Annotated in this window: 22 protein-coding genes and 1 pseudogene; 12 read left to right on the plus strand and 11 right to left on the minus strand. The window is 63.7% G+C overall.

Going from position 1 to position 20,873, the window contains the following annotated elements; translation table 11 throughout:
- Positions 1-2: 2 nt before the first annotated feature.
- From COCCU_RS04885 to COCCU_RS04905, 5 genes are all read right to left on the minus strand, one after another.
- Complete coding sequence (locus COCCU_RS04885) at positions 3-788, minus strand: 2-keto-4-pentenoate hydratase (RefSeq protein ID WP_156230485.1); 786 nt, start codon at positions 786-788, stop codon at positions 3-5.
- A gap of 120 nt (positions 789-908) precedes the next feature.
- Complete coding sequence (locus COCCU_RS04890) at positions 909-1,766, minus strand: alpha/beta fold hydrolase (protein WP_156230486.1); 858 nt, start codon at positions 1,764-1,766, stop codon at positions 909-911.
- Positions 1,767-1,871: 105 nt separating this feature from the next.
- The gene (locus COCCU_RS04895) at positions 1,872-3,065 is read right to left on the minus strand and encodes an acyl-CoA dehydrogenase family protein (RefSeq protein ID WP_156230487.1); all 1,194 of its coding nucleotides are present in this window, start codon (positions 3,063-3,065) and stop codon (positions 1,872-1,874) included.
- 44 nt (positions 3,066-3,109) lie between these two features.
- A complete protein-coding gene (locus COCCU_RS04900) occupies positions 3,110-3,634 on the minus strand; it encodes a flavin reductase family protein (protein ID WP_156230488.1) in 525 nt (174 codons plus the stop codon).
- 40 nt (positions 3,635-3,674) lie between these two features.
- On the minus strand, positions 3,675-4,586 hold the full coding sequence (locus tag COCCU_RS04905; protein WP_197088441.1) for a VOC family protein: 912 nt from the start codon (positions 4,584-4,586) through the stop codon (positions 3,675-3,677).
- Positions 4,587-5,110: 524 nt separating this feature from the next.
- On the opposite strand from COCCU_RS04905, the gene COCCU_RS04910 reads away from it, so the two are divergent.
- The 3 genes from COCCU_RS04910 (at position 5,111) to COCCU_RS04920 (ending at position 7,564) form a co-directional block, all read left to right on the plus strand.
- Positions 5,111-5,821, plus strand: a complete 711-nt coding sequence (locus tag COCCU_RS04910) for a TetR/AcrR family transcriptional regulator (protein WP_156230489.1) — start codon at positions 5,111-5,113, stop codon at positions 5,819-5,821.
- Positions 5,822-6,069: 248 nt separating this feature from the next.
- Positions 6,070-7,125: a zinc-dependent alcohol dehydrogenase family protein gene (locus tag COCCU_RS04915; protein WP_156230490.1), complete on the plus strand. Its 1,056-nt coding sequence runs from the start codon at positions 6,070-6,072 to the stop codon at positions 7,123-7,125.
- A gap of 82 nt (positions 7,126-7,207) precedes the next feature.
- A complete protein-coding gene (locus COCCU_RS04920) occupies positions 7,208-7,564 on the plus strand; it encodes a zinc ribbon domain-containing protein YjdM (RefSeq protein WP_156230491.1) in 357 nt (118 codons plus the stop codon).
- 26 nt (positions 7,565-7,590) lie between these two features.
- Here COCCU_RS04920 and COCCU_RS04925 read toward each other — a convergent pair whose 3' ends face one another.
- From COCCU_RS04925 to COCCU_RS04940, 4 genes are read right to left on the minus strand one after another with little or no spacing between them, the layout of a single operon-like run.
- Complete coding sequence (locus tag COCCU_RS04925) at positions 7,591-8,736, minus strand: cysteine desulfurase family protein (RefSeq protein WP_156230492.1); 1,146 nt, start codon at positions 8,734-8,736, stop codon at positions 7,591-7,593.
- A gap of 9 nt (positions 8,737-8,745) precedes the next feature.
- Positions 8,746-9,600 carry a carboxylating nicotinate-nucleotide diphosphorylase gene (gene nadC, locus COCCU_RS04930; protein WP_156230493.1) on the minus strand — a complete coding sequence of 285 codons (855 nt, stop codon included), beginning with the start codon at positions 9,598-9,600 and terminating at the stop codon, positions 8,746-8,748.
- Entirely contained in the window at positions 9,597-10,901 is a 1,305-nt protein-coding gene (nadA, locus tag COCCU_RS04935) for a quinolinate synthase NadA (RefSeq protein ID WP_156230494.1), read from the minus strand. Before nadA ends, nadC begins: the two co-directional genes overlap by 4 nt.
- Positions 10,902-10,919: 18 nt before the next feature.
- The gene (locus COCCU_RS04940) at positions 10,920-11,594 is read right to left on the minus strand and encodes an NUDIX hydrolase (protein WP_156230495.1); all 675 of its coding nucleotides are present in this window, start codon (positions 11,592-11,594) and stop codon (positions 10,920-10,922) included.
- A 118-nt stretch (positions 11,595-11,712) separates the two neighbouring features.
- Here COCCU_RS04940 and abc-f point away from each other — a divergent pair, with 118 nt between their 5' ends.
- The 3 genes and pseudogenes from abc-f to COCCU_RS14630 form a co-directional block, all read left to right on the plus strand.
- Positions 11,713-13,362: a ribosomal protection-like ABC-F family protein gene (gene abc-f / locus COCCU_RS04945; protein WP_156230496.1), complete on the plus strand. Its 1,650-nt coding sequence runs from the start codon at positions 11,713-11,715 to the stop codon at positions 13,360-13,362.
- A 49-nt stretch (positions 13,363-13,411) separates the two neighbouring features.
- Positions 13,412-14,341, plus strand: coding sequence for a DMT family transporter (locus tag COCCU_RS04950; protein WP_156230497.1), 930 nt, complete (start codon positions 13,412-13,414; stop codon positions 14,339-14,341).
- Positions 14,342-14,452: 111 nt separating this feature from the next.
- Positions 14,453-14,665 (plus strand): annotated as a pseudogene (locus COCCU_RS14630) (alpha/beta hydrolase); the annotation flags it as partial.
- Between the two features lie 249 nt (positions 14,666-14,914).
- Here COCCU_RS14630 and COCCU_RS04960 read toward each other — a convergent pair.
- Positions 14,915-15,541, minus strand: coding sequence for an MBL fold metallo-hydrolase (locus COCCU_RS04960; RefSeq protein WP_197088442.1), 627 nt, complete (start codon positions 15,539-15,541; stop codon positions 14,915-14,917).
- 129 nt (positions 15,542-15,670) lie between these two features.
- Here COCCU_RS04960 and COCCU_RS04965 point away from each other — a divergent pair, with 129 nt between their 5' ends.
- The 4 genes from COCCU_RS04965 (at position 15,671) to COCCU_RS04980 (ending at position 17,444) form a co-directional block, all read left to right on the plus strand.
- Complete coding sequence (locus tag COCCU_RS04965; RefSeq protein ID WP_156230499.1) at positions 15,671-16,174, plus strand: SRPBCC family protein; 504 nt, start codon at positions 15,671-15,673, stop codon at positions 16,172-16,174.
- An 86-nt stretch (positions 16,175-16,260) separates the two neighbouring features.
- Positions 16,261-16,596: a hypothetical protein gene (locus COCCU_RS04970; protein ID WP_156230500.1), complete on the plus strand. Its 336-nt coding sequence runs from the start codon at positions 16,261-16,263 to the stop codon at positions 16,594-16,596.
- A 51-nt stretch (positions 16,597-16,647) separates the two neighbouring features.
- Positions 16,648-17,004 (plus strand): hypothetical protein, encoded by a 357-nt coding sequence (locus tag COCCU_RS04975; protein WP_156230501.1) that lies wholly within the window; start codon positions 16,648-16,650, stop codon positions 17,002-17,004.
- 233 nt (positions 17,005-17,237) lie between these two features.
- On the plus strand, positions 17,238-17,444 hold the full coding sequence (locus COCCU_RS04980) for a hypothetical protein (RefSeq protein WP_156230502.1): 207 nt from the start codon (positions 17,238-17,240) through the stop codon (positions 17,442-17,444).
- A gap of 25 nt (positions 17,445-17,469) precedes the next feature.
- Here the strand turns inward: COCCU_RS04980 and COCCU_RS04985 are convergent, their stop codons facing one another.
- Positions 17,470-19,188: a CocE/NonD family hydrolase gene (locus tag COCCU_RS04985; protein ID WP_156230503.1), complete on the minus strand. Its 1,719-nt coding sequence runs from the start codon at positions 19,186-19,188 to the stop codon at positions 17,470-17,472.
- Between the two features lie 145 nt (positions 19,189-19,333).
- Between COCCU_RS04985 and COCCU_RS04990 the strand changes: the two genes are divergently transcribed.
- A complete protein-coding gene (locus COCCU_RS04990; protein WP_156230504.1) occupies positions 19,334-20,245 on the plus strand; it encodes an MBL fold metallo-hydrolase in 912 nt (303 codons plus the stop codon).
- 61 nt (positions 20,246-20,306) lie between these two features.
- On the plus strand, positions 20,307-20,852 hold the full coding sequence (locus tag COCCU_RS04995; RefSeq protein WP_231598870.1) for a L,D-transpeptidase: 546 nt from the start codon (positions 20,307-20,309) through the stop codon (positions 20,850-20,852).
- The last annotated feature ends 21 nt before the right edge of the window (positions 20,853-20,873 follow it).

A 20,873-nucleotide genomic window follows, 5' to 3' on the forward strand; every position in this document is an offset into this window, starting at 1 on the left:
GGTCAGAAGAAGGTGATGTTGAGCTTGCCGAATGTGCCGTAGTCGACCTCAACGTCCGCACCCGGCGTGACGGGGGCGGCACCGCAGAAGCTACCGGTGAGGATGATGTCACCAGCCTTGAGTGGAACGGACTGGGCGGCCAGCACGCCGGCCAGCCACTTCAAGGGTTCCAGGGGGTGGCCCATGACCTCTGAGCCAGTACCTCGGCCGGTTTCGGTCCCGTTGACGGTCATCACTGCGGTGACCTGTGCGAGCTGATCAAGGGGGATGCCCACGGGTTCCGAGAGGATCACCGCACCGCAGGAGGCGTTGTCGGCGATGGTGTCCACCAGGGCGATGTTCCAGTCTTCGACACGGGAGTCGATGATCTCCACCGCGAGATAGACAGCATCGACGGCTGCGGCGACGTCGTCTAGCGTGGGATCTGCGGGCAGATCACGGCCGAGGCGGAACGCGAGTTCGGGTTCGACCTTCGGGGCGATGAACAGTGCGGTGGGGATGGGATCGGTATCCCGGTACATCATGGCATCGGTGAAGAATCCGAAGTCGGGGCTGTCGACACCGAGCTGGCGCTGCATAGCCAACGAGGTCAGACCGATCTTGCGGCCGACGACCTGCTCACCGCGGTCGATGAATGCCTGCTCCTGGAGTTGCTGGATCCGGTAGGCTCCGGTGACGTCGAGGTTGGGTATGGTCTCGCGCGGCGGCTGGATCGGTTGGCTGGATTCGTAGGCAGCCAGGAAGTCCTGGGCCACATCGTGCAGGGCATCAGTTGCGGTAGTCGTCATGGATCTATTCCTTATATATAGGTGTGATAGTTCTGGGCGTGAATCAGATGAGCAGCCGGGCCGACCTGTGTGTCGGTGGCCCAGCTGCTCTCCGAGCACGTCCCTTAAGTCTCTGTCGGGTTAGCTGCCGATGAAGTCCGTGACGATGCGGTTGAATTCTTCACTGTGCTCCAGCTGTGCCCAGTGACCGCACTGGTTGATCAGGTAGAGGCGGGAGTTTGGGATCAGGGTGTTCAGCTGCATGGAGTGTTCGAAGTGGACCACCCGGTCATCGCGGCCGTGGATCAGCAGGCTCGGTGCCGTGATGGTGGCGATGTCCTTGGCCTCGGAGAAGCGCAGGAAGCCGTCCGGCTTGCCGAATCCCTCGAGGAAGTTCGCACGGTGGTCATCGCGCTCGGCGGCAGCCTCGGCACGCTGGGTGACCATTTCATCGGAAGCGAAACCCGGGTCGAAGGTCATGATGTTGGCCAGCTCGCGCATGACCTCCTTGGTCGGGTTCTTGTAACCCTCGACCAGGATCTTCATGCCCTCGGAGAGACCACCCGCGGAGAAGATCTGGGGTCGTGACAGACCCGGTGCGCCCATGGAGATCAGGTGGGAGACACGCTCCGGGTGTGCGATCGCCATGTTGATGCTGATCATGCCGCCCATGGAGTTGCCGACCAGGGCCGCCTTCTCGATGCCCAGCTCATCCATGAATTGGCGGAGTGCCTCCACCGAATCGGAATCCTGTGCCCGAACTGCGGAGGAATTGCCCCAGCCCGGGACGTCGATTGCCAGGACGCGGAACTTTTCGGCCAGCGGCGCAATGTTCGGGGAGAAGTTGCTCCAGCCGCCGGCTCCGGGGCCACTGCCGTGAATCAGGATGACCGGGTATCCGGTGCCCGCTTCCTGGTAGTGGATGTTCCAGTCCTTGGTCTGAACGGTGCGGGAGGTGGATTCGCGGGTGATTTCGGTGGGAATGAAGGTGGTGGTCATGACAATGCGTCCTTTTTATTTGGGGGTGTTATGCGTGGGGCTCATCGGTGTGACACCAGGCGGAGGGCGGAAGCCTCCCCCTGGTGCCACGGGGGTGGTGCTGATCTAGTAGAAGAGCTTCTGGTCGTGTTCCAGGCCGTAGACATCGAGCGAGTAGTTGGTGTAGATCGACTCGGCGATGTTGCACATGTGGTTGGCTGCGGCGTGCGCGTCGCGCCAGTAGCGCTGAATCGGCTGCTCCAGACGGATGGCACTGCCACCGGCGTAGGTGTACAGCTTCTCGATCGCATTGAGTGCTCGGCGGGAGCTGCGCACCTGAATGGTGCGGAAGTAGAGACGCTCGGAGCGGGTCAGCTTGCGACCGGAATCAACGATGGCCATCATGCGGCGTGCACCATCGAGGACCTGGAGCTTGCTGGCCTCGATTTCGGCGACACCTTCGGCATAGGCGGCCTGCTGGAAGGGGTTCGCTGCAGCGCGACCACCGAAACCACCGACCTTGTCACGGGTGAACTCAACGAACTCGTTGAGGGCGCCGTCGCAGATGCCGATCGTCGCGGAAGCGATGGCGTAGGAGAACACGGTGCCGAAGACGAGGTTGTAGATCGGCTTATCCGGCGCATACTGTTCGGTCAGTCGACCGGCATCCAGGTCTTCATTGTTGATCACACGGTAATCCGGGACGAAGACATCTTCGACGATCAGGTCCTTGCTGCCCGTGCCCTTGAGTCCGACGACATTCCAGGATCCTTCGACGATCTCGTAGTCGTTGCGGGGGAGAACGAAGTGGTACCAGTTCGGTCCCGGCTCCGGCTTGCCATCCTCGTCGACGATGATGCCGCCGATGGTGACCCAGTCGCAGGCGTCGGTGCCGGAGGAGAAGGACCAGCGGCCGCTGAAGCGGAATCCACCCTCCACTCGGGTTGCTCGGCCTGAGGGCATGTAGGGGGAGGCAGTCCATACATCCGGGTCCTCACCCCAGATCTCCTGCTGGAGCTTCGGGTTCACCTGGCTGAGTTCCCAGGGGTGGACACCGACCACGCCTGCCACCCAACCGGCGGAGGGGTTGAGGGCTGCGATATCCATGACTGCTTCGCAGAATTCGTCCAGGCCGGACTCGTAACCGCCGAGTTCACGGGCCAGTGCCATGCGGGTCACGCCGGTGCTGCGGAGGAGTTCGACGACTTCGTCGGGAAGTTTACCGGCGGCATCGGTGGCCGGGGCCAGATCGCGCAGCTCTTGCGCGACCGCGGCGATGCGGTCCTTGACGGGGGTGATGACCTGAGTTGCGGTAGTCACGGTACTGTCTCCTGTTTTTGAAGAATCGGTGAGGGGAGGTGGTTTTACTGGGGGTTCAGACCGAAGTAACCACCGCGGTGGAATACCAGGGGGTCCATCTGATCGTTGTTCTCGCTGAGGTCATGGACCCTGCCAGTCACCAGGACATGGTCGCCGACCGGGACGACGCGTTCCAGGGTGCAGTCGATCCACAGGAGGGCTTCATCCAGTCGCGGGGCACCAGTGGCACCGCGGGTCGTGGGCACTCCCTCGAAGCGTTCTTCGCGGGGGCCGCAGAACTTGCGGGAAAGGTGTTCGTGCTCGGTGCCGAGGACATTGACGCAGAAGTGGCCGGCCTGGATGATGTCCGTCAGGGTCGAGGAATCACGTTTCGGGAAGAATCCGACGATCGGGGGATCGAGGGAGATCGAGGTGAAGGTTCCCACCACCATGCCCGAGGGGCCTCCGTTGCCGGCGACGGTGATGACGGAGACACCGGTGGGGTAGCCGCCCAGGGTTCTGCGAAAAAGCAACGGATCGATATCTACCGAGGGAAGTTCGAAGGTCTGCAGGTCAAGTGTGGTGGTCATGGTATTCCTTTCGAGGTGGGCTGGCTGGGCTCAGGTGGGATTAGGCTTCGACAGAGACGTTCGAGAGGTCTTCGATGACCATGCCCGGGCCCATCTCGGCGAGGTTGGGGTGCGGCTTGTGTCCCCAGATCGAGAAGCTGTGGAAGGTCTTGGCGACCCAGAGGTCGTCGACCTCGAGTCCGCCGGAGCCGTACTCGATGGCGAAGCCAGAGGGGGACTTCACGTAGAAGGAGGTCACCAGGTCATTGACGTGGCGGCCCATACCCATGGTGATCGGGAGGTCGGCTTCGGTGACCAGGTCGTGGGCGATGCCCACGTCGTCGATGGAGTTTGTCTCGAACATCAGGTGGTGGACTCCGATGCAGGGTCCTTCAGCCAGCGCGAAGGAGTGGTGGCGGCCGTTGACGTGGTAGAAGCGGACATCGAACGGGCCACGGATGTAGTCGGAGAGTTTGAAGCCCATGACGCCGCGGTAGAACTCCTCGGCTTCCTTGAGGTTCGGGACAATGAGGACGGCGTGGCCCAGGCCCTGGTCACCGGTCCGGAAGCCGGCGTGGGAACGGCCGGGATGGAAGGTGGAGGGGTAGAAGAACTGGCCCCAGGCGATCTCGTGACGGAAGCCGTAGGGGTCGGTGAACCAGAAGTAGCCTTCGACACCGCGGTCCTCGCGCTCGACGGCGTTGGCGTAGGTGACCTCGACACCGTGGGAAGTCAGGCGCTGTTCCATCTCTGCGGCCTCAACTGCGGAGTTGACGGTCCAGCCGAGGTAAGCGACATCATCCTTGTCGCCGGGGTAGACAGCCAGACGGAAGAGTGCGTCGTCCATGCGGTAGCGCTCCCCACCATCCGGGGAATCTGCGCCGCGCTCCAGGCCCAGGATGCGGGTACCGAAGTCGTTCCAGTCGGCGTGGTTCGGGGTGCTGATGCCCATGTAGGCGAATGCGTTGATCATGACGGGGTCTCCTTTGAAGAGTGAAAAATCTGGGGGCGTTCACGGTGTCCACCTAGACCATCTGATCTAGAAATACTGAACTAGATCTCGCAATCTAGAATGTCTGCTCTAGGTTGCTTAGAAATATAACTCAGGTCACATGCCAGCACAATGGGTGATCTGAAACTAATTTCCTCAAGGGTGTGGCAAGGGCACTTTCGGCTACCTGGAAGAGGGGTTGGGGAAAGGGTGAAAGTCCAGCTCAGGGGGGTTAATTCGAGATCCTTGAGGAGGTAGAATTTTCCCGAAAAAGTTTTGAATATAAATCACCCGGGGTCCTGGCGGGAACCTGGGAAGTGCTGGGTCCACAGATTTTTCTCCCCTTTTTAGGACTGAGATCGATCAGTTTGAAGTAGCTGGGAAGGGATCCAGGACTCGGGAAAGGGGGTGGGCGGCCCCTGGCTGAGTGATCCGGAAAACAGGAACTACACTGGGTTTTTAGATGAAACAATCAATTTCGGGTCGGAAAGACCGTGGGGGAGAACATGGATAAAAAAGGGGTACGCTCCCAGCGCAGCGCAGAATCCGTTGACAAGATCCTGCAGGCGGCGCAGGAACTGGCCAGGGAGCTGGGTTATGAGGGAACAACCATCGCCAAGGTCAGTAAGCGCTCCGGTTTGCCCACCGGATCGATCTACTGGCATTTCGGTGACAAGGACAAGCTTTTTGCGGCCCTGATCAACCGCTATGTCGATGCCTGGTTCAACAAGTACGACTGGACGGTTCGGGAGGGGGAGCGCCCCGTGGACCGGATGACCGAGATCATGACCACCAGGGCAAAAGAGGCGACTGATCCCTCAAGTGCCTGGGGGATCGGCCTGTCAATGGCCCTGGAGAGGCGCCTGGAGGGTTCTGCGGCGCGGGAAACTTTCCTGGAGATCCGCCGGAGCAGGTTGCAGTTCATCGCCGAATTCTGGCGGGATAACCTCCCCGGCAATGTTCTGACGGCGGACCCTGAGCTGCCGACGAAGTTGGCGCAGTTCGTCGTCGCTTTCTCTGACGGCTGGTTCATTTCCGCAAGTGCCAATGAGGACTGGGATCTGGAGAGCCATGCCGGGATCATGGCAACCACGCTTGATCAGATGATCGGCACCGCGGAACGCAAGGCATTCGCGAAGGAGGGCCTGGATGAAACCCAGACCAGCAGATGGGGGCATACGCTGCCTGGGGAACCTGCGGAGGGCTGGGGACTCTGAAACCTGCTGACCGGGCGGTGCCGGCGCGGCGTCGTGAAGCTGGGGCGAACCAGAAAAAGGTGCTATCTACCTGGGTTTTCGGGTTGAATCTTCACCCGTCAAAGACCGGAAAAGAACCTTTCCTGAGCGTAGCCTCAGGGGTGTGGGCTTCTCCGCTGGCGGGGTGGGCCACACATAGTTCCAGCATCGAGTTTTCCCGCGTCGGCCACTCGTCGGAATGGCTGACCCCTTGAATGAGGAGAAAAACCATGAAGGCTCTCGTTTATCACGGTCCCGGTAGAAAGTCCTGGGATGAGGTACCGGATCCGGTCATCCAGAAGCCCAGCGACATCATCGTCAAGATCGACACCACCACGATCTGCGGTACCGACCTCCATATTCTCAAGGGTGATGTTCCAGCGGTCACCGAGGGGCGCATTCTCGGACATGAGGGAGTGGGCACCATCACCGAGGTCGGCGATGCAATCAGCACCCTGAAGGTGGGGGATCGTGTCATCCTCTCCTGCGTGAGTGCCTGTGGCCGTTGTGACTACTGCCGGAAGGGTGTCTATTCCCACTGCCGGGCAGACGAGGGATCCCCCGGCATCGGCTGGATCTTCGGGCATCTCATCGACGGCACCCAGGCGGAATACGTCCGGGTCCCCTTCGCTGAAACTTCGGTGCACAAGATCCCGGAGGGGGTCAGTGATGCGGAGGGTGTCCTGCTCTCCGACATCCTGCCCACCGGCCATGAGATCGGTGTGCAGTATGGCCAGGTCAAACCCGGGGATGTGGTGGCCGTGATCGGTGCCGGTCCGGTGGGTCTGGCCGCGATCCTGACGGCTGGCCTCTACGGCCCCTCCCGGGTCATCGCCATCGATCTGGACGCCAACCGGGTGGAGGAGGCGAAGAAGTTCGGCGCCACCGACGGTGTGGTCAACTCCGATCCGGACTGGAAGGAACAGGTGTTGGCCATGACTGATGGCCTGGGTGTGGATGTCGCCATCGAGGCGGTGGGCATTCCGCAGACCTTCAGCGACTGCCTGGCGATCACCCGCCCGGCTGGTGTGGTCGCCAATGTCGGGGTGCACGGCACCGGTGTGAACCTTCCCCTGGACACCCTGTGGATCTCCAACATCAAGATGACCATGGGACTGGTCAACACCAACACCACCGATACCCTGCTGAAGATGGTCGCATCGAAGAAGCTGGATGCGACTCCCTTCGTCTCCCACACCTTCAAGCTCGATGACATTCTCGAGGCCTATGACGTATTCAGTCGCGCGGCTGAGACCAAGGCCCTGAAGGTGATGTTGACCTCCTAGGCTCCCCACCTGCCGCCATGGCACGGCAGGGGGGACCCCCTGAAAACTTTTGGGCGGGAAAACCTAGTAGGATCCTGAGGCTATGTCTACTGAATTGCCCCCCTGCCCTGAGTGCGACAGCGAATTCACCTATGAATCCGGCACCTTGCTCGCCTGCCCCATGTGCGCCCATGAGTGGATGCCCGGTGAGACCGGTGAAGCCGTTGAGGCCGAAAATGTCATCAAGGATTCTGTCGGAAATGTCCTCCGGGACGGGGACAGCGTCTCCGTTGTCAAGAGCCTCAAGGTCAAGGGTGGTGGTGGCAAGGCGATAAAGATCGGCACCAAGGTCACCGGCATCCGGTTGATTGAGGATGGTGTCGACGGCCATGACATCGACGCAAAGGTGCCGGGCTTCGGTCAGATGCAGCTGAAGTCCAGCGTGGTGAAGAAGCTCTGACCCGGACCCCCGGGGAGCGTGATCCCTCAGCGCGGCTGAAGCTGGCGGAGCACGCCCACCGATTCCACCACCGCAGCCGCCGCCTGATCGATTTCTGCCAGGGTAGTTGTCGGCCCGAGCGTGAAACGCAGGGCACTCTGGGCCAGTGGCCCGGGAATCCCGATCGTCAGCAGCACCGGGGAGGGATCATCCGACCCGGCGGCACAGGCTGAGCCGGAGGAACAGATCACTCCGCGGCGTTCCAACTCCAGCAGCACCCCCTCTCCGGAGACTCCCTCGATGACGAAGGATGCGGAGGCCGGCAGTCTGAGACTGGGATGCCCGCTCAGCTGGGCGCCCCGGACCTTCGCCAGAACTTGGGCGATGAAATGGTCCCGGAGCTGGACGATCCGGGGGACCAGCCCGGTACGTTCCGCCTCCGCGAGTTCCACGGCGCTGGCCAGCGCCACCACACCGGCGACATTCTCGGTCCCGCTGCGCCGCCCCCGTTCCTGACCACCACCGTGGAGCAGTGGCTCCAGGGGGATCCGGCCCCGCACCCAGAGCAGGCCGATGCCCTTGGGGGTGCCGAATTTATGCCCGGAGATACTGAGTGCATCCACCCCGAGTTCTTTCACGTCAAGGGGCAGCCACCCGGCGGCCTGCACGGCATCACTATGGAAGGGGACCCCTGCCTGGTGTGCCACCGCCGCCAGCTCCCGGATCGGCTGGATGGTGCCGATCTCATTATTGGCGTAGTGCACCGACACCAGGGTGGTGTCTGCCCGCAGCAGCTGCGCAAGCTGAGAGTGGGAGACCAGGCCTTGGGCATCGGGGTGAAGATAGTCCACCTCAAAACCATGCACCCTGGCCAGGTACTCCACTGATTCCAGCACCGCGGGGTGCTCTAAGGGGGTGGTGATCAGGTGCCTGCCCCGCGGATCACCCAGCGAGATGCCCTTGATCGCCAGGTTGTCGGCCTCGGTGCCGCCGGCAGTGAACACCAGGTCCCCGGCGCGGGCACCCAGCACGGTGGCGATGCGTCGGCGGGCGTCCGCCAGTCCCGTGGCAGCCGCCTCGCCGAGGGTGTGGTGGCTGGAGGGGTTGCCGAAGTGTGCGGTGAGATAAGGCCACATAGCCTGGAGTGTCTCGCGGCGTACCGGGGAGGTGGCGGCGTGGTCCAGGTAGATCATGGGAAACTCCTAGAGTCCGGGGGCCACATCCAGCCCCAGGTCCAGGGCTGGGGTGGAGTGGGTCAGGGCTCCGACGGAGATGATGTCCACTCCGGTGGCGGCGATCTCGGCGACGGTGTCCAGGTTGACCCCGCCACTGGCCTCAACCAGGGCGGCACCGTTGATCAGGGTGATACCTTCGCGCAGCTGTGCGGGGCTGAAGTTGTCGAGCATGATGGTGTCCACCCCGGCGGCCAGCACGGGTGGGATCTGGTCGAGGCGGTCCACCTCCACCTCGATGTGGGTGGTGTGGGGCAGGCGTTCCCGCATCTGGAGCAGGGCTGCGGTGATGCTGAGTCCCGTGGAGAGCACCGCGGCCAGGTGGTTGTCCTTGACCATGACCGCATCGGAGAGGGAGCTGCGGTGGTTGTGTCCGCCGCCGTCACGCACCGCCTGTCGTTCCAAGAGGCGCAGTCCCGGGGTGGTTTTCCGGGTGTCCACGATTCGGGCATGGGTGTCTGCGACGGCCGCGACATAGCGGGCGGTCTGGGTGGCGATGCCTGACATGCGCTGCACGAAGTTCAGGCCGATTCTTTCCGCGCGTAGCACGGCGCGCGCCGGGCCGGATACCTCTGCCAGGACCTCGCCGGCCTGGAAGGGGTGGCCGTCGCCAAGCAGGAGCTGGACCTTGACGTCCGGGTCAACGAGGCGGAAAGCGGCGGCGAAGATTTCCGCACCGCTGAAGACACCGGGTTCGCGGGCGACTAATTCGGCATGGAGCCAGGCGTCGGCCGGCACCAGGGTTTCCGAGGTCAGGTCTCCCCAGGGGGCGTCCTCTTCCAGGGCGTGGAGGACCAGGTGGTCGATGGTGCGCTGGTGGATCATTTGGTGACCGCCTTCGGGACGACGCTGAGCATTCTTTCCAGGGCGACCCGGGCGGGGTCGGCGACCTCGGCGGAGACGGTGATCTGGTTGAGGACTTTGCCTTCCAGGAGGGATTCGAGGACCCAGGCCAGGTATCCGGGGTGGATGCGGTACATGGTGGAGCAGGGGCAGACCACCGGGTCCAGGCAGAAGATGGTGTGCTCCGGGTACTGCGCGGCCAGTCGCTGGACCAGGTTGATCTCGGTGCCGATGGCGAAGGTGGAGCCGGCCGGGGCGGCCTGAATGGCCTTGACGATGAAGTCGGTGGAACCGGCGGAGTCCGCGGCGTCCACCACCGGCATCGGGGATTCGGGGTGCACCACCACATGAACATCCGGGTGGTCGGCACGTGCCTTCTGGATCTGTTCCACGGTGAAGCGTTTGTGTACGGAGCAGAAACCATGCCAGAGCAGGACCTTCGCCTGTTCCAATTCGGTTTCGTCATTGCCGCCCAGGGGCTTATTCGGGTTCCACAGGGGCATCTGTTCCAGGGGGATGCCCATGGCCTTGGCGGTGTTGCGGCCCAGGTGCTGGTCAGGGAAGAAAAGCACCCGCTGGCCTCGTTCAAAGGCCCACTCCAGGACGGCGGGGGCATTGGAGGAGGTGCAGACGATGCCGCCGTGGCGGCCGACGAAGCCCTTGAGGGCGGCGGAGGAGTTCATGTAGGTCACCGGGATCAGGGGTGCCCGGCCCTCAGCGTCGGGCTCGGTGCCGTAGATCTCTTCCAGCTGTTCCCAGCAATCCTCCACGGATTCCAGGTCGGCCATGTCTGCCATGGAGCAGCCGGCGGCGAGGTTGGGGAGGATGACGGACTGCTTCGGGGTGGATAGCAGGTCCGCGGTTTCGGCCATGAAATGCACCCCGCAGAAGATGATGGCCTCTGCCTCGGGGCGGGTCTTGGCGGCCCGGGCCAGCTGGAATGAGTCCCCTACGAAATCAGCGTGTTGGATGACCTCATCACGCTGGTAGAAGTGGCCGAGGATCACCACCCGCTCACCGAGTTTCTCCTTGGCGGCGCGGATCCGCTGCTCCAGCTCTGCCTCGGAGGCGGTGCGGTAGGTCTCGGGGAGTTCCCCCTGGCGCGGGGTGTCGAACGGCACGGGGTCGGCGTTGGAGGCACCGGGGCCGTAGCCGGGTGCGGCGTCGATGAGCCAGGGGCCGGACTCCAGCCCGGGGGAACAGGCGGAACCGGAGGCTGCGCCGGTGGCGATCAGTTTCAGGGTGCGGTCAACGGAGGCGTCGATCAGGGGTGGGGTGGTCATGGGCTGGCTAACCTTTTCTCAGGAATGGTCGGGTAGGGGGTTGCTCTGGCGGTAGCGGTAGAGCTTCGGGGGTCGGTGCGGGGTGCCCGCGAGGACCTCGCCGGTTTCCACGATCTCGGTGGAGGTGGCCATGGATCTTCGGAAGTTCGCGGCATCGAGTTTTTGGCCGAGGACGGCTTCATGGACGGAACGCAGCTGCGCCAGGGTGAAGGTTTCGCCCAGGAAGGAGTGGGCGATATGGGCGTATTCGACCTTGGTGCGCAGCCGTTGGAGGGCGTAACGGACGATCTCGTTGTGGTCGAAGGCGAGCTCGGGGAGCTCATCGGCGGGGAACCAGCGGACATTCTCACCAGGTGCCGCTTCGGCGACCTCATCGCCACGTACCAGGGCCCAGTAGACCACCGAGATGACCCTGCCGGTGGGGGAGCGGTCCACTCGACCGAAGGTGTAGAGCTGTTCCAGGTAACTGGGGTGTAGGCCGGTGGTCTCCCCCAGGGTGCGGGCGGCGGCCTCCTCCAGCTGCTCTTCCCCGGGTAGCCAACCACCGGGCAGGGCCCACTGGTTGAGGTGGGGTTCGTGCAGTCGGGGGACGAAGGGGGTCCACAGGGAGGGCAGTTCCTTGCCCTCGGTGCCTTCTGTCCGCAGGGCGAAGATCACCGTCGACACCGCCACCCGGATGGATTCCTGATCCACCGAGACCTCCTTAAAGTCACTTTGACTCAATGAACTATTTTGATCTTACAGTCAGCATGACCAGAAGAACAGGAGGGGGTGTGCCCGCTGATCCCCCGGAAAGTGCGAGAATATGAGGATGACTGCAACTCTGGTCGCCCAGAACCTGGCCGGTGGCCATGGCCACCGCACCCTCTTCCACTCCCTCGATTTCAGCGTCACCACCGGAGACGTCATCGGTGTCATCGGTGCCAACGGGGCCGGTAAATCCACCCTGCTTCGCCTACTCGCCGGGGTCGACACACCCCAGGCGGGCAGCGTCACCCTCTCACCCTCCGATGCCTTCCTCGGTTGGCTGCCCCAGGAACATGAACGCCGCGCCGGGGAAAGCATCGCCGGATACATCGCGCGTCGCACCGGTTGCGCCGATGCCACCCTGGCCATGGAGGAAGCCGCCGCGCGACTGGGTGAAGATGAGGGCACCGCAGCCGCCGACACCTACTCAGTGGCATTGGACCGCTGGTTGGCCAGTGGGGCAGCCGACCTGGATGAGCGGCTCCCCGCCGTGCTTGCCGAACTCGGTTTCGAGCTCGGGGAAGCCGCCGAAGACATCCTGATGACCTCCCTGTCCGGTGGGCAGGCCGCCCGGGTCGGCCTGGCGGCCCTGCTGCTCTCCCGCTTCGACATCGTGCTGCTGGATGAGCCCACCAATGACCTCGACATGGACGGACTCGAACGCCTGGAGGAGTTCGTCCGCAGCCTGCGGGGCGGGGTGGTGTTGGTCAGCCATGACCGCGAATTCCTGGCCCGCGCCGTGACCAAGGTGGTCGAACTGGACCTCGCCCAGGGCAGCAACCATGTCTACGGCGGTGGCTATGAGGCCTACCTGGAGGAACGCGCCACGATGCGCCGCCAGCAGCGGGACCGCTATGAGGAGTTCGCCACCAAGAAATCGGATCTGGTCAGCAGGGCCCGCACCCAGCGAGAATGGTCGAGTCAGGGGGTGCGCAACGCCATCAAGAAGGCACCCGACAATGACAAGCTTCGCCAGCGGGCGGCCACTGACTCCAGCGAGAAGCAGGCACAGAAGGTCCGCCAGATGGAAAGCCGCATCGCCCGCCTGGAGGAGGTGGCTGAACCCCGGAAGGAATGGCAACTGCAGTTCCACATCGGTGCGGCACCCCGATCCGGCACCGTGGTGGCCACCCTGAACCAGGCCCGCTACCAACAGGGGAACTTCACCCTCGGCCCGGTTTCCCTCCAGGTCAACGCGGGGGAGCGGATCAGCATCACCGGCCCGAATGGAGCCGGAAAATCCACCCTCCTACGGGCCCTGCTGGGCAGGCTCACACCGGTGGCGGGCAACGCCAGCCTGGGAGCCAGCGTGCAGATCGGTGAGATCGACCAGGCCCGCACCCTCCTCGCCGGAGAGGGGCCACTGATCCAGACCTTCAGCGAACTCCTCTCCGAGCTGACCGGGGAGGAGACCCGCACCCTGCTGGCTAAATTCGGCCTCAACTCCGATCATGTCAACCGGACCATCGAGGAACTCTCCCCCGGGGAACGCACCCGCGCCGGCATGGCGGTCCTGCAGGCCAGGGGCACCAACCTGCTGGTTCTCGATGAACCGACCAACCATCTCGACCTGCCTGCCATCGAGCAACTCGAAGAAGCCCTGGAGTCCTACACCGGTACCCTCCTGCTGGTCACCCATGACCGGCGGATGCTGGCCACGGTGCGCACCGACCGGCACTGGCAGGTGGAAGCCGGGCAGGTCCGCGAACTCTGAAGCACTAACATGAAGAGGTTCTCAACTTAAGAAGGCGGTGAGACCTGCGGTGTTGGCATTCCTCTTCGGCATCTTCGCCGGTGCCCTGCTGCCCGTGCAGACCTCGGTGAACACCCGACTGCGGCTCTCGGTCGGCGCACCCCTGCTCGCCTCCCTGATCTCCTTCGCGGTAGGCACCTTAAGCCTCTTCGTGGCCTCCTGGATCAGCAGTGGCCACCCCCTGCCCAATTTTTCCACCACTGCCGGACATCCCTGGTGGATCTTCGGCGGCGGTGCCCTGGGGGTGGTGGTGCTCACCGGCAATATCCTGCTCTTCCCCAGGGTGGGAAGCGTGCAGACGGTGATCCTGCCGGTCGCCGGCCAGATCTTCATGGGCCTGCTTATCGACGCCCTCGGCCTCTTCAACGCCCCACAACTCAACCTCAGCGCGACCCGGGTGGCAGGCGCCCTCGCAGTACTCCTGGGAGCACTGCTGGTGGTCGGGATGATCGGGCGGAAGCGGGAGGTCGCCACCTCGGCCGACGGCGGCGGACAATGGCTCTGGCGAACCTTCGGCCTGGTGATGGGTGCCTGCGGCGCCACCCAGACCGCGGTCAACGGACACCTGGGCACCATCCTCGGCTCAGCCGTGGGTTCCGCACTGACCTCCTTCAGCATCGGCGTGCTCTGCCTACTGGTGCTGGTGCTGCTGACCCGCACCCCCTGGCGGGGCGTGGCGAAACCCAGCCAGGGAAATAACCCCTGGTGGATGTGGAGTGGCGGTGTGCTGGGAGCCACCCTCGTATTCGCCAACGCCTTCCTCGCACCCACCCTGGGTACCGGGCTGACCGTGGTGCTCACCCTGAGTGGCATGATGGCCGCCAGCCTCATGATCGACGTCTTCGGGCTGCTCGGCTCTGCGAAGGTGAAGATCCGGCCCACCCAGCTGCTCGGTCTGCTGGTGATCATCATCGGAGTCATTCTGATCCGCCTCTTCTGATCCGAGGAACGGAAAGATCAGGCCCATGATAATCCTCAACCTCTGGCCCGGCGCGCTGCTGGTGCGGTTCTTCTTCAACCGGGATGCCGCTCGTTGAGGTACGCCGGGACATTGCCGACGATCATCTGGACCCATGGTGAGGCCTGGCTCTCCGGTTCCCAGCAGGACTACGGCGGTTATTATGCGCGGCTGACAGCAGCCGGTTTCACCGTGGTTTCCCTGGGCTATGACATCGCGCCGGGGCGGCGTTATCCCACTGCGTTGCATCAGCTTAATGCGGCTCATTCTCATCTGGTGGAGCATGCCTCCGGGTACGGCATCGATCCGGAGCGGCTCCGGGGTGGGGTGTGCGGCAGGCGTTGTGGGCTTATACCGGGGGAACGTGATTTCCCGGCCACCTTCATCAGTGGTGGCAGTGCTGACCCTCTCACCGCCTCCCAGTCCCGGCCCCTGGCGGCGAAGCTTAATTCCCTGGGGGTTGAGCTTATTGAGCTCTTCTGTGCTGATGATCACACCCCGGTAGCCCGGAAAGCCCTGGAGTTGAGTCTGGATTTCGCGGGGGCAGCGGGTGTCTTAGGTATCGAGGCTTTCCCCGGGGCGCAGCGGCAGGTACTCGGCGCCGACCTTGGTGGCCAGCAGGTTGAGGATCTTTTCGTTGATGCCCAGGCCATGGGAGTTGACGATGCCATCATGGATGCCGATGAAACGCTTCGGTGGGAAGGCGACCAGCCATTCCTCAATGTCGAGCATCTTCACCCAGGGGCCGTTGACGGGCAGCAGCACCAGTTCCAGGTCGGCCCGTGGGTGGAAGGCATCACCGGGGTGGAGGATCCGACCGTCGATGAGGTAGCCGACATTCTCCTCCACCGGCAGGACCCGGACGTTGATGGCGTGTTTGGCACCGAGCACCTCGATCTTCAGTCCACCCAGCTCGAAGGTGTCGCCGTGGGCCACCACCCGGATGTCCACAGGTAGTTCTTCAGCGACCGCGACCGGGGCGTAGACCTGTAGATCAGGGTTTTTCTTCACCGCCTTGAGCAGGGCGGGGGTGTCGATGTGGTCGGGGTGGCGGTGGGTGATCAGCACCGCCTGTGCGGTGACCAGATCATGTGGGGCGCCGAAGCCGCCGGGGTCGATGACGATCCGGAAGCCCTCATGTTCGATCTCGACGCAGGCGTGGACGTGACGGGTGATCTTCATGCCCTCCATTGTGACCCAGTTCGGGTCTCTCCCGCTTATCGACAACCACGGAATGGATGTGGGCGGGCAACCCCGGGGCGCTAGGATCGTGGAAACAGCCCCCTTGAGGTTCGCCATCCCGGAAGGCCCATGATGCTCCGACCCGAACCACAGCGCTCCCCTCACCGGCATACCGCGGCCGGGGAGGGGGAATCCGCGCCCTTCCATTTCGAGAGCACCTGGCTGGTACCGGCGGACATTGACTGCGTCTGGGAGGTGATCTCGGATCTTTCCTCCTGGTCGAGCTGGTGGCCGGGGGTGCGGCGGTCCAGTCTGGGTGGGGATGGGCGTCGGGGTGGCCTGGTGGTTCAGAGCCCCCTGGGTTATCAGTTGTGTCTGGATCTGCTCCTGGTAGAAAAACATTCCCCACGCAGCGCCCGTTTCGCCGCCTCCGGTGATTTGCGTGGGGCGGGAAGTTTCCGGGCGGAGACGGTGGCGGAGGGGACCAGGATGCACATCACCTGGTGCGTCGTCACCCGGCATCGCTGGCTCGCCTGGATTCGTCCCCTGGCGGTGGGGGCGCATGCGGTGGTGATGGCCGCCGGGCAGTGGGGGTTGCGCCGGGCCTGCAGAACAGGGGGTATCGCCCGGTAGGCTGGGGCCGTCGTCAAGCAGAGGAGATTCCGTCATGCTCCCCCCGGGCTGAGACCACTGTTCTCGGCCCCTGTCGAACAGTTGCAGTGCCGCTTTTCCACAGTGTGCTTTATGTGCCCTGGCGGGGTCTGAATGAATGTGGTGCCGGTGTCCGTGAGCCGGTGACCCGCTCGGTGAAGAAGGTTCCCCACCAGCGGGTGTTCCTCGTGGAGGAGCAGCTGCGGAGCACGCCCCGGATCGGCAGCTGGCATGAGCGGATGAGTGGCAGAGAGATGCTCGCCAGGGTTCCGTCGGGGCACGGGGTGGAACTCAGTGATGGGGAGGATACCTGCCGGCTCAGTGTGGTTGAGGTGGATCACCTGCGGGAGGAGGCCAGGACAGCGCTTCACGATGCCCGCGCCCGCCGCTACCCGTATCAGTGACCCATCGCGGTCGCAGCAGAAGGCTGGTTCGGGCAGGAGATCATCGACGAATTGCAGGAACAGGGCGGCTGGGAGCGCTTCGAACTGCTTATCCGGTTGGTCGCCGATCAGAACCCGGCGGAGCTTCGGGTCTTTGGGGGAGTGGAGGTTCGGGAGCTGCCGGTGCCGGAGGGTGTGCTGCGCGGGGCTCAGGCGGCACGGGAGGCAACGGCTGCCTCGGGGATCGGCGCCTGGTTCGGGGTCAGCAGCATCATGCACAACCGGCGCAGCCAGGCCGGGGCGGATTTCGACATCAGGGACCGTTTCAACTGGGACCACGAACCTGCCTGGGACCCGCCCCTGCCGGCAGAGGTCTATGCCAGGGACTTCGAAAGTTTTCCCCGGGATGCCCGGCTGGTCCCGGACTGACTGCTCATCCGCCTGGCGGAGTTCCGGGCGGAGGTGGATGAGGCCCATTCCCGGGAGTTGGCCCGGGCCCAGGCCGCAGCGGGCTACACCCTGGGGTCCGGCATGGAGAACCCGGAGGTGGAGGCCCCACTGGTTGCCCGCCTCCTGGCACGGGGCTGCGACCCGAATGTGCTGGAGCGGCGGGGGGGGATCGCCCCCTGTTGCTCCTGGCGCGGGCATCGATGCGCCAGGACATGAATCCCCTGTGGGATGTGTTCTTCACCTACCCCGGGCTGGACTTCACCCGCACCTCGGCCCGCGGGGATTCCGTCTACCGTTTCCTGCTCCGGCACCGCAGTGTCTTCGCCGAACTCATCGGCAGGCTGCATGAGTACATGGATGGGCAGGGGCAACCCATTCCCCGCCCCGGTGAGGACCTGCGGGATAATTTCCCGGCGTGAGCACCGGGGTGGTCCGCTGTGCCGCCTACTTCAGGGTGTAGGGCAGCAGCAGACGGGACTGGTGCTTGGCGTCCCGGTAGACCGTGGTGGTGGTCTTGCGGCCGATCGGCAGGTGGAAGGCATCCGGGGGCAGCAGCGCGTTGTGCTCATCCGACATCGGCTCATTATTCGACAGCTCGGCCAGCAGCTTATGGCCCGGCTGGAAGGAGTTGGCGAAGGGGTAGATCCGGATGATGTACTCGTTGATCTCACCGGGGGTGACCGGGGTCTTCGAGGTGTGGGGATGCACCGGGCTGCCCTCGGTGGAGCGCTCCTTATCCAGTTCATTCTGGGAGGCCTTCAGGTAGCCGGTGGTGATCAGCTGACGCTTGCCGTTCGGGGCGACATCCCATAGCCGCAGGATGAAGTTGGTGTCATCCTGGTCAATGGCGGCGAAGATGTGGGCGGCACCGGTGCCCATCATCTCGGTCGGCTCCTTGAAGGGGGCGGTGGACCAGGAGATCATGGCGGTGTCATTGGTCAGCGTCATCGGCAGCTGGGTGAAGGACTCCGGTGCAGCCCACTCCTCACCGAGCGGCTCCGGGATCTCGGCCAGGATATGACGGGGCCGCAGGTAGAGGGGGCGGTGTTCAACCTGCTTCGGGGGGAACTCGGTGCCGGTGGCCTCCTGGTGGGAGCCCTCGATGTGGATGTTGACGGCCGGCTCATCCATCACACCGTTGTCGATGCCCTTGATCCAGTACTCGTACCAGCGGAACATCTCATCATGGGCGTCGACGAAGGGGCGGGAATTCATCGGCGGGTAGGCCAGGACATCCAGTTTCTTCGGGCCCTGGACGGTGTTGTAGAGCTCGATGGTGCCGTCCATGGTCCAGCCACGTCCCTGCGCGATCTGCAGGTAGGTGGGGATCTGGATGTTCTCGGCCAGGGTGATCGGGTTGCGCTCCTCGTACCACTCACCGTCGAGGTCGTTCATCACGATGTCGAACCAGGCCTCATGGTTCTTGGGGTAGGTCAGGGTGTGGAACATATTCGGCCAGGCGGCGACATCGGCGTCCTTGAGGCGTTCCGCCACGAGCTCGGCGATCTCGGACTTGGAGTATTTCTCCAGCATGCGGGACTTCACCCCGTCGGTGAAGGCCCAGCCGGAGTCGCCGCCCCGGCCTTCCCTGGCGGCGCGCGGCATCAGCCACATCACGCCACCGTGATAGGTGGTCTCGTAGAAGTCATAGTGGCCGCCGTTGACGAAGATGGCCTTCAGGGCCGGGGGGTTCTCGGCGGCGGCCAGCACCGACATGGAACCGAAGTAGGAGGTGCCGATCATGCCGACATTGCCGTCACACCAGGGCTGCTCGGCGACCCACTGGATGAAGTCATAAGCGTCCTCGCCGAGGGAGACTCCGCCGGCGTTGTAGTTGCCGATGTGCTCACCCTCGGAGTGTCCGGTGCCACGGATATCCCCGATGACGTGGACATAGTCCTCGTTCACGACGCGGGCGATGTCACCGGCCTCGATGCAGCCGTCCCAGAGGACGGAGGGGCGGTACTGGCCCGGCATCTTCAGGGAGTAGGCCTGGAGTTCCTTGCCGTAGGGGCTCAGTGCGATCAGTGCGGGGCGGGGTTTTTCATCCGGGCGGTGGTAGGCGTCGGCGGCCATCAGCGCGCCATCCCGCATGGGAATCCGCAGGTCCTTGCGGACGGCGATCTGCGTTCCACCGGATTCGATCGTGGTGAAGTCTGTCATGGGTGTCCAGCTCCTTAAAGGTACGGTTGGGCGCAACGTGATCCGTTGACGGGGAGCACCCGAACGTGATAAACAACATATTATTATAATAAAGTGGTCCAAGCAAGGGTTCCCGTCCGGTAATCCTGAACCGAGGAGGAAAACCATGACTCACGACGTGAATGTTCACACCATCTTCTCCCCCTGGGGCCGATTCGGCCTCTACTCCTTCTTCATCGACGCCGAAGAGCCCGCCCTGGTGGACACCGGGGTCACCGCCACCGTGGAGGCGACCATCGCGGAACTGGCCAAGCTCGGCCGCAGCATCGAGGATGTCCGCTGGATCCTGCTGACCCACGGCCACATCGACCACCTCGGTGGGGCACATGCCCTCTGGGAGGCAACGGGACGGAAGGCGAAGGTGGCCCTCCATGAAAAGGATCTGCCCTACCTGCGGTCCCGTCGCGCCCATGTGGAGAACTACCTGAACCTGCGGGCGGATTACATTGACCACCCGGATGCCGAAGCCGAGCAGACGAGGATGATGGCCGGGGCGATCTCCGGGGAGATGGAACCCCATGTGATCCTGCGTGGCGGGGAGACCCTGAACCTGGGCAACGCCGAGGTGGAGGTGCACAATATCCCCGGCCACACCGAGGGCTCGGTGGCCTATGTGATCAAGGGCCAGAATGATGTTTTCGTCGGTGATGCCGTGCAGATCCACGGTGCCGCCAACGGTTTCCCCGGCTATGAGGACCCCGAGGCCTACCGCAGCTCCCTGGAGCACCTCCGCGATGTGGTCAAGCCCAACCGCATGTTCCAGGGACATCCCTATCGGGATGCCACCGGGCAGGAGGTCGGCATGGAGCTGGATCGCGAAACCTCACAGCGGGCCCTGCAGGAGAGCCTGGACATTGAGGCCAGGGTCCGCGGGGCCGTCGCAAAGCATGGGGCCACCGCGAGTGATTCTCCCTACTCGCCCTTTGCCGCCATCGCGGCGGAGCTGGGCTATGAGAAGGATCCCCGGTTGGAGCCCTCACCCTTCTTCACCACCTGCCATGGCTACCTGAAGCGCTGATCCCTGAACTGCTGTTTTACTTGGCCTGACAGGGCAGGGGAGACCTTATAGGGTGAGGGGCATGCCCTCCCAGAGTTCTCCCCTTACCCGCCGTCGTGTCCCACTCATCGCCGGTGGGGCCTTCCTGGCCGCGCTCGGGGTCATGGCCGCAGTCACCCTGATGCCGGCTGAGGAGAAGGCCCCCACGGAGTTGGCAGCACCCTCCCCGGTGCAGGAGGAGGTCGTAGTCGAGGAGGTCGTTGCGGGGCCCTTCGACTACGGGGAGTGCCCGCCCGCTGCCCGGGCCTGCGTGGATCTGGCTGGGGAGCGTGCCTGGCTGCAGGAAAATGGTGAAGTCACCTATGGGGCGGTCCCCATCGGTCAGGGTGGTCCGGGTTATGAGACCCCACGGTCTTCCTTCCACGTCAGCCGCAAGGTCGTCCATGATGTCTCCTATGCCTTCGACATGGCACCGATGCCCTATGCCGTGTACTTCACCAGTGTGGGCCACGCCTTCCATGAGGGCGATCCGGAAGGTGATTCCCATGGTTGTGTGCGCCTGGCACCGGGGGATGCCGAGGTCTACTTCAATCAGCTGCAGGTCGGCGATCTGATCCACATTTACTGAGGTCGATGCGGAACCACAAAG

The sequence above is a fragment of the Corynebacterium occultum genome, assembly GCF_009734425.1.
GTDB classification, from domain to species: domain Bacteria; phylum Actinomycetota; class Actinomycetes; order Mycobacteriales; family Mycobacteriaceae; genus Corynebacterium; species Corynebacterium occultum.